This window comes from Colwellia sp. BRX10-4 (assembly GCF_014077465.1).
Taxonomy (GTDB): domain Bacteria; phylum Pseudomonadota; class Gammaproteobacteria; order Enterobacterales; family Alteromonadaceae; genus Colwellia_A.
The window spans coordinates 1-4,122 of record NZ_JACGVZ010000056.1 but is presented as its reverse complement, the minus strand read 5'-3'; the positions used below and the strand labels follow the sequence as shown (position 1 = coordinate 4,122).

Genomic DNA, 4,122 nt, shown 5'->3' with positions numbered 1-4,122 from the left:
AAGCTAACCTTAAGGTTGTAATCGGGAATATAACAAGCCATTCAAGCAGGACTTTTAACAGTTGGTTAGGTTCCACTTCGCTTCACATTTTAACCAACAATTAAAAGCCTCTTAATGGGGCGTTAGGTGTAATGCGTATATAACTATGGATTTTATATTAAAGAGGCTTATTTGTAGCCACCTTTTATTGGCTTCTGCAATTATATTGTTTTCGAGTGGACCTGAAGGGATAATTCTTATACCTATTTTATTTTTGTGGTGCGTATGTGAATTGTTTTTAATAGTTGGTTTAATTAAGCAGATTTTTATAAAAGAAAATAATAGAGGTTCTATAAGTTTGTGGTGTGCTTTTGCAGTTACTAGTTTTCTATTGTTTTATCAGTTTTCTAATTGAAATATTTACACCTAACAAGTGACTATGGTGTCAATTCTTAATTATTGATTCATTTTTGGGTCCCAATAGACACCATCTCTCACCATCGAATTTAAGATCACAATCATTTTTCTAACACAGGCAATGATAGCGATTTTCTTTGGTTTACCTACGGCGACCAGTCGTTGGTAAGTAGCCTTGAAAACAGGGTTACATTGCATTGCTGACATCATTGACATAAACATCGCTGTTCTTATTTGGTGACGTCCTCCACGTATCATTCGTTTACCTTTGAATGAGCCACTTTCTCGATTAATGGGCGCTACACCAACTAATGCTGCCGCTTCTTTATTGGTGATATATCCAAGTTCAGGCATGTTACTTAACAGGCTAAACGCAACAACATTTCCTACACCAGGTACACTTTGAATGATGTCATTTTTTATTTGATACTCATCACAACTTTCAATGAGTTTTTGTAGCTTTTTATCTATTTTTATAAGCTGATTATTAATCACCGTGAGCAGTGGATTAATGCTACTGGTGATTTCTTTTGGCATGATTTGTAGACGATTTTTCTCCATCGTTCGCATTTCCATTAACTGACAACGCCTTGACATTAGATCACTCATTAACCTTAACGTAGCTGGCTTTAACGTTGATAATTCAGGTTTAAGCGCTTCACTATAATAAGCGATTAACTTGGCATCTAACTTATCCGTTTTAGCTAATTGACCGATAGCACCAGCGAACTTTTTAATTTTCACTGGGTTGGCAATAACAAACGGTAATTTTTCTTTTGCGCAAGCGATAATAAAGGCTTGTTCAAGTCGTCCAGTTGCTTCAATAACAATGCGTTTTGGTTTGTATTTTTTTATCTCTTTAATCGCTTTATTAATACCTTTTTCATCGTTGGATACGGTGAAATAAATATCGAGAGGACGAATGTAAATATCGAGTTGTGTTTTACCCGTATCGACACCGACGTTAATTTCATTTTGATTATTTTTGCTATTCATAATAAGCTGACTCTGCCTTGCTAATTCGGGCTCGAGGCCCAGTTGACTATCCGAGTTTATTGCTTGGAGTTTTATACGATGTTCTCACTTGTTATCGGTCTCTCAACAGAGGAGCCATCATTCAATCGAACTATCGTATAAAAAGGCTTTAGTTGCTGCTAAAGCTTGGGCCTCACTTTACCTAAACGGGTTTTAAAAGAATAATAAAGATGGGTGTATTATCCATACAAGGCATTCAAACGGACAAAAAACAGTTGGCTGTTTTCACTTCGTTCAACATTTTAGCCAACAATTTTTTGCCGCTTAATGTGGCGTTATATATACATGCAAATATGGGAGTTCTGTTTGAAAAATACAGCCTTAGCTTTTAGATTCTTAACATTATTCCTATTACTTCTAGGAAGCTTGGCACATATTGTCGTTGTTGTTGGGTTGCTAACTGATGAAGCTGTAATTTCAGATTTTTATTTACTTACTCCTATATCTATAGCTATCGTTTTATTAAATGTATTAATCGCGAATGGCTTAAAGGCACGACGAAAATGGGCTTACTTATTAGGTGGTGTAGAGATGCTGTCTTTTATTATTGTTGGAGGCATTCAAATTTGGACTTCAGATTTTTCAAGTACTATTATAAGTTTAATATTAGTGCTCTTGTCTATTAAGGTATTATTTTCTTTAAAGGCAGAATACAAAAACAATGTTGTAAGTATGCAGTAAAAGTATATATAACAAGCCATTCAAGCAGGACTTTTAACAGTTGGCTAGGTTCCGCTTCGCTTCACATTTTAGCCAACAATTAAAAGCCTCTTAATGGGGCGTTATGTGACTATGGAATATCGATTAATTAGAACGCTAAGCTGCTACTCAAATAAAGATGAACGATTAGTTTTTGACGTTCAACTAAATAGGTTCAAGTTGAAAAAATTTCAAGAGGAATTTTGTGTGAATAAGGATAATCCAATGTATGATTGTTTCCCTATTTCAGTGAAAAACATACCATTCCTTAATAGTTATTTACCTACGGAAGTAGGGATTAATTGGGACTTTATTAATTACAGCTATGTTCTTGAGGTTGTTGATAATTAGTCACATAACAAGCTATTAAACAAGGACAAAAAACAGTTTGCTGTTTTCGTTCCTCAACATTTTAGCAAACAATTTTTTGCCTGTTAATAGGGCGTTATAGCGCATGATGAAATTATCTAGTCAGTCACAAAGAAATATTGGAGCGGCTTTAGCAAGTCCTGTTATTTTGGTGCCTGTAATTAGCATAATTGGAAATATATATAGCTATGCATCTAATCCAGCAATGTTTAATTTTGAAGAGCTTAAGCTTGTAATTGCATTCTCGGTTCTAACTCTAATGTATGCATATCCGATTACAATAGTGTTTGGTTCTATTTCAGCCGTTGTATTGCAAAATTTTGGGTTGTTTAAATTACAGTATGTTTTACCAATTAGTCTGATACCCACTCTATATTTTCATTTGAGGTGGCATTTAAGTTTAAATTGGTTAAGTATATTTATGTTTTGCTCCTTAGTTGTGGCTTTAACTTATTGGTTAATATATAAATGGTTAAAGTAGCGCTATAACAAGCCGTTCAAGAGGGAAAATTTACAGTTGGCTGTTTTCACTCCGTTCAACATTTTAGCCAACAATAAATTTCCCCTTAACGGGGCGTTATGTGTCTAAAGTATGGGTCCTAAAACTAAAGAGTTAGCTGAAGTATTAAGTAGATTAATTGTTGTTTTGAACAATGATGAAAACTATCATTGGGCGCAGTGGATGACTGATGCCCGCAAAAGAATTGTTGCTTCAGATTATAGTGGTATCGAAAAAGTACTTCTAGCTTATGGTGGAATGGGGTCATTCAATGATGTTTACCTCACAACAATCACCAAATATAATTGCGAATTTAGTTCGTTGCAATCGAGAGCTTGGGAGTTAGGAACAGCAATTAAACATGAGTATGAATCAGCCACATAACAAGCTATTCAAACGGACGCTAAACAGTTGGCTAGCTTCGTTCCTCGCAATTTTAGCCAACAATTTTTCGCCGCTTAATAGGGCGTTATGTGCTCATCATTTGTTTAACTTTTAGGAAGAATAAATTGAATTCAGAAATGGAAATCGCAATTATAGCTCAAAGTGGATTGTTCGCCGCTGTAGGCGGAATTTTAATAGGTCTTTGGCATGATATAAAAGATAGTAAATTACCAGCCTATGAAACTACTGAAAGCTCGGATGCAGAAAAGAAAAAGAAAAAGAAACAAACCAGAGCAAATTTACACGAACGTGGAGCGTTCGTTTTTGCATGTGCAATTTTATCTGGGTTTATAGGTGCAATGATTGGTCTTTATTACTTAGGCTTTATGGATGATGAGTCTCTTCCAAATGTATACGGTAGAGCATTTATTGCTTTTGGTTCAGGGTTTTTGATGCCTAAAATTTTTGAGCATACAGAAAGTCTCTCTATTTCAAAGTTAATAAATAAATTTTTCAAGTAGGGCGCACATAACAAGCCATTCAAAAGGACAAAAAACAGCTTGCTGTCCTTCGTTCCTCAGGCATTATAGCAAGCTATTTTTTGCCTCTTAATGGGGCGTTATATGCCTTTCAGTTTGGCAACAAGGAGTATTTATGCAGTTCATAGTTACCGCTTACGACTTTGATGATGACGATGCTATTAATCGAAGATTATCAAGTCGTGAAGCTCATCTATCAGG

The 4,122-nt window shown here is 35.2% G+C and carries 5 protein-coding genes; 4 read left to right on the top strand and 1 reads right to left on the bottom strand.

All coding sequences use genetic code 11. From position 1 onward, the window contains the following. Nucleotides 1-435: 435 nt before the first annotated feature. Nucleotides 436-1,392 (bottom strand): IS110 family transposase, encoded by a 957-nt coding sequence (locus H4J67_RS19490; protein ID WP_182171420.1) that lies wholly within the window; start codon nucleotides 1,390-1,392, stop codon nucleotides 436-438. Nucleotides 1,393-1,737: 345 nt separating this feature from the next. Between H4J67_RS19490 and H4J67_RS19485 the strand changes: the two genes are divergently transcribed. The 4 genes from H4J67_RS19485 to H4J67_RS19470 all read left to right on the top strand — a co-directional run bounded on the left by H4J67_RS19485 (nucleotide 1,738) and on the right by H4J67_RS19470 (nucleotide 3,903). Beyond that, nucleotides 1,738-2,112 (top strand): hypothetical protein, encoded by a 375-nt coding sequence (locus H4J67_RS19485; RefSeq protein ID WP_182204778.1) that lies wholly within the window; start codon nucleotides 1,738-1,740, stop codon nucleotides 2,110-2,112. Between the two features lie 472 nt (nucleotides 2,113-2,584). Further along, a complete protein-coding gene (locus tag H4J67_RS19480; RefSeq protein ID WP_182204777.1) occupies nucleotides 2,585-2,980 on the top strand; it encodes a hypothetical protein in 396 nt (131 codons plus the stop codon). Nucleotides 2,981-3,091: 111 nt separating this feature from the next. Continuing rightward, on the top strand, nucleotides 3,092-3,382 hold the full coding sequence (locus tag H4J67_RS19475; protein ID WP_182204776.1) for a DUF6966 domain-containing protein: 291 nt from the start codon (nucleotides 3,092-3,094) through the stop codon (nucleotides 3,380-3,382). Nucleotides 3,383-3,507: 125 nt separating this feature from the next. Beyond that, complete coding sequence (locus tag H4J67_RS19470; protein ID WP_182204775.1) at nucleotides 3,508-3,903, top strand: hypothetical protein; 396 nt, start codon at nucleotides 3,508-3,510, stop codon at nucleotides 3,901-3,903. The last annotated feature ends 219 nt before the right edge of the window (nucleotides 3,904-4,122 follow it).

Excerpts from the sequence above, each read along its gene's own strand:
- H4J67_RS19490 (WP_182171420.1), bottom strand. The coding sequence starts at position 1,392 with ATGAATAGCAAAAATAATCAAAATGAAATTAACGTCGGTGTCGATACG.
- H4J67_RS19480 (WP_182204777.1), top strand. The coding sequence starts at position 2,585 with ATGATGAAATTATCTAGTCAGTCACAAAGAAATATTGGAGCGGCTTTA.
- H4J67_RS19475 (WP_182204776.1), top strand. The coding sequence starts at position 3,092 with ATGGGTCCTAAAACTAAAGAGTTAGCTGAAGTATTAAGTAGATTAATT.